The sequence below is a fragment of the Arsenophonus sp. ENCA genome (assembly GCF_002287155.1).
Lineage (GTDB): Bacteria > Pseudomonadota > Gammaproteobacteria > Enterobacterales > Enterobacteriaceae > Arsenophonus > Arsenophonus nilaparvatae.
Window position 1 is genome coordinate 1 of the sequence record NZ_NHNG01000616.1, and the last position, 3197, is coordinate 3197.

A 3197-nucleotide genomic window follows, 5' to 3' on the forward strand; every position below is an offset into this window, starting at 1 on the left:
AATGGGTCAAATGGCCCTAGCCAGGGCAATGTGCGATAGAATCAGTAGCGTGATAATCAAAAAAAATCTAATTATTTAGAATGAAAGCCAAGGGTTAATTGAAAATCTTGAGTTTTTCGAGGTGCCCAGTAGTCTTTCATCAGACGTTGGCGAGATTTTGCACTACTCAAATTTGAGTAGCTCAAATTTTCAACAATAATATAGTCAATGTTCTCTTCAAAACTATATTCTGCTATACGCCTATTTATCCAATCATTAAATCGCGTGGTAATTTCCAAAAACGCATGTAGAGCACGCGCATTAACCGTCTGGATTAATTCGCCGTTGATGTTTTTTGTTTCGATGTTGATTAAATTTTGCATAAGGGTATCTCTCAATAGTTAAATTGATGAATGATTGCCCCTGTAAAAAGGGGCGTTAGGATTATTTAGTTACGTTGGAGGAAGCGATTGACGTTCGCTTGTTGCCATCTTTCAAGGGATTGAGTCATGATGCTATCGTGTTCGTGAGTACTTGCTTCTAACAGTTGCTGCATTTCACGAAGTACGGTCTCGGCATCGTCTTTATGACGAAGTAAACGACGGATAGCTTGTTTTTCAACATCAAAAATTGCTGATTTGAGCGTGTCAGTAATGCCGTAAATCCGGCGGCATTCTTCTGCAATTATTGCGATTTGATTAACTTCGAAATGTTGAGGCGATGCGATTCCTGTCGCATGACGGAGCGCATACCAGATACCTTGCGTCCATGCTCTCTCGAATCTAAATCCATTCGCCATGCTCCAAACCAGATGAGCTAGATTACGAGTATCGTTATCATTTAAGAGTTCGGGGGCTTCGGGTCTAGGTTGCGGGTTATTAACTTTTGCTGAATTAAAGTAACAGTCTTCTAGTTGCTCGAATACATCCCATGCTTTATCGGTTTCAAGCATTTTTGCGTGGCGAGCCGCTCCTCGTTCTGTCCAAAGCATGAGACTGCGAGTTTTAGCAGATATTTGTGACTCGCTAAAAGATAGTCGCAAATTATTTAAGCATTCACCCGTAATTTTGAAGAAATGTTTACCTTCGATAAATCTATTATTGTTACGGTTATAGTTTTGCTGAATTCTAATTATTTCGGTACCATACAAATTAGCAAGGAGCTCAGTAGTAATAACAGGTATATTATCGTGAGTTAGAACTTTAAGGTTATCAAGAATGATGGTGTTCATTTTTCGTATCCTTTTCTAGAGGAAAGCCTGAACGGCTCAGGCGGCCAAGTGCTAGAAACTTGTACGAAGGCAAGCGGGCTTATTTCCATTACTGGTATTTTATTCACCCACACTCGACCATATCTAAAATATGGACACAAAAAAGCCGCAGAACTAACGGGTGCGGTTGCCGTTCGTAAGGTGTTTCTAGCACCTAAACGAACTATAGCGCATGATTTCTTCTTTCGTCAATAGTGATTTAAAATGTCAATCTTTTTATTATGCAGCTGCAATTCCGTTCATCATCACGCTTAGCAATCTAGGAAATTGGCTATCATAGAAGTGGGGCTGAGTCTGACGGGGATGGTTTGGATCTGTTAGGTTTTTACCAAACTGTAATCCCTTTTCTGTCAGTGACCAGAATAATTTTTCCTTGTCAGGATGTTTGCTACTAGGGCGTGATTTACGCTCAACAATACCTAATAATTGCAGACGTTTAAAGCCAGATGGTGGGCTGTAAGGCTTGCCGTGTAGTAGTAAAAGCTCCGTAAAAGAGTGCGTCACTTCGCTTGATACTGTCAAATTACCTTCGGGGGCATCAACAGCATAAGCAGGTAGTATATCTGGCATCCCAAGGGAAGATTGCAATTTTTTCATTGCACCGAGTAGACCAGAAGGGGCGATACGCAATTCTTGTTTGTAAAAAGCGATCATGGCTAAGCCAGCTTGCACTTTATCGGTTAATGCGCCATTGTTGCTTTTTACTGAATCACGAAATTGTTCATAAACCTGAACTTCGAATTCTGGTTCGATCCACGCAGCATATCTAATGGCCACAAGTTCATTCGCCCAACTTCCAGACTCAAGACCACCTTTGATGATGTTGACCGAAGCACTATTTGATGCTTCGCTTACTTTTTGTACAAAATTATTAATTCCTTCACTTCTGAGAAAAACAGATGGGCGTTGCGACTCGCTGGCTTTACCTTGCGCAACTGCCGCACGGTGTAAATCATTTAGACAATAACGCCCGAAAGCATCTTGACGGACAACGGTATTTTCAATAACCACTAATTTAGACATAAAAATATTTCTCCGTAATTAAACGAATTAAGGTATTAACGTGAAAGATTTTGCAGATTGAACCCTAAACCCGTTATACTTACCAAAAAGGAGGATTCTCTATGGGTCAGGTTGCATTTGATACACTACAGGCATCAGAAGAGCTTCAAACGGCTGGACTTACTAGTCAGCAAGCTAAGGCTATTTCGCTTGTTGTAAGTAGATCGCATGAAGTTGCGGATGTAGCGACTAAAGCTGATATTGCTGATGTTAAGCGTGATATTGCTGATGTTAGAAAAGAAATCGCTGATGTTCGTAAAGACTTATCTGTTGAAATTTCTAACGTCCGTAAAGATTTATCTTCTGAGATAGCACTAGTCCGTAAGGATGTTGAACATATTGCTACTGGACTACTTTTAAAACTTGGTGGCGTAATCGTTGTGACTATTAGTGCTGCAACAGCAATACTGAAATTCTTCTGATTCTTCGGTTGCAGGTTCAAATCCTGCACAGCCCGCCAACTTCACGGTATATATTCATCAGTCTTAAATTCTCTTTTTTAAGACGCTTATTTTCTTTTGTTAAACACTGTATGATTTTTTTGAAAGTGCGTATTTCTTTGTCGTCATCATTCCATATATCAATACTGCTTAAGTATATTGAGTCGCTTAAATTACAACTCCCATTGGTCACGCCAACCAAATTACCCATATTGGGATGTTTCGCCGTTACAATGCGTGGATTGTCCAATCTCATCATATGTACTCCTTGTTAACATTTGCTGAAAAGTTAGGATGTGTGCCAAGTGCCACTTGGTGTCCGATTACAGTCATCACGTACGGGTAAACGCAATCAACCTATATTTAGCTATTTGAAAGATAATTTATAGTGTTGACTGTCCCACGAGCGCAGAGCCGTATTCACACATCCTGAAATTGATTTGATT

At 40.1% G+C, this 3197-nt stretch carries 4 protein-coding genes and 1 pseudogene; 1 reads left to right on the forward strand and 4 read right to left on the reverse strand.

All coding sequences use genetic code 11. The features are described from left to right. Positions 1 to 71 precede the first annotated feature (71 nt). The 3 genes and pseudogenes from CBG25_RS15880 to CBG25_RS15890 form a co-directional block, all read right to left on the reverse strand. Positions 72 to 362 (reverse strand): antA/AntB antirepressor family protein, encoded by a 291-nt coding sequence (locus CBG25_RS15880; RefSeq protein ID WP_290607857.1) that lies wholly within the window; start codon positions 360 to 362, stop codon positions 72 to 74. Between the two features lie 509 nt (positions 363 to 871). Beyond that, a pseudogene (locus CBG25_RS15885) lies at positions 872 to 1210 on the reverse strand (ORF6N domain-containing protein); the annotation flags it as partial. Between the two features lie 258 nt (positions 1211 to 1468). Next, a complete protein-coding gene (locus CBG25_RS15890; RefSeq protein WP_290607859.1) occupies positions 1469 to 2272 on the reverse strand; it encodes a KilA-N domain-containing protein in 804 nt (267 codons plus the stop codon). 101 nt (positions 2273 to 2373) lie between these two features. On the opposite strand from CBG25_RS15890, the gene CBG25_RS15895 reads away from it, so the two are divergent. Next, positions 2374 to 2733, forward strand: coding sequence for a hypothetical protein (locus tag CBG25_RS15895; RefSeq protein ID WP_290607861.1), 360 nt, complete (start codon positions 2374 to 2376; stop codon positions 2731 to 2733). Positions 2734 to 2749: 16 nt separating this feature from the next. On the opposite strand, the gene CBG25_RS15900 is transcribed toward CBG25_RS15895, so the two are convergent. Then, complete coding sequence (locus CBG25_RS15900) at positions 2750 to 3010, reverse strand: hypothetical protein (protein ID WP_290607862.1); 261 nt, start codon at positions 3008 to 3010, stop codon at positions 2750 to 2752. Positions 3011 to 3197 lie beyond the last annotated feature (187 nt).

Excerpts from the sequence above, each read along its gene's own strand:
- CBG25_RS15880 (WP_290607857.1), bottom strand. The coding sequence starts at position 362 with ATGCAAAATTTAATCAACATCGAAACAAAAAACATCAACGGCGAATTA.
- CBG25_RS15890 (WP_290607859.1), bottom strand. The coding sequence starts at position 2,272 with ATGTCTAAATTAGTGGTTATTGAAAATACCGTTGTCCGTCAAGATGCT.
- CBG25_RS15895 (WP_290607861.1), top strand. The coding sequence starts at position 2,374 with ATGGGTCAGGTTGCATTTGATACACTACAGGCATCAGAAGAGCTTCAA.
- CBG25_RS15900 (WP_290607862.1), bottom strand. The coding sequence starts at position 3,010 with ATGATGAGATTGGACAATCCACGCATTGTAACGGCGAAACATCCCAAT.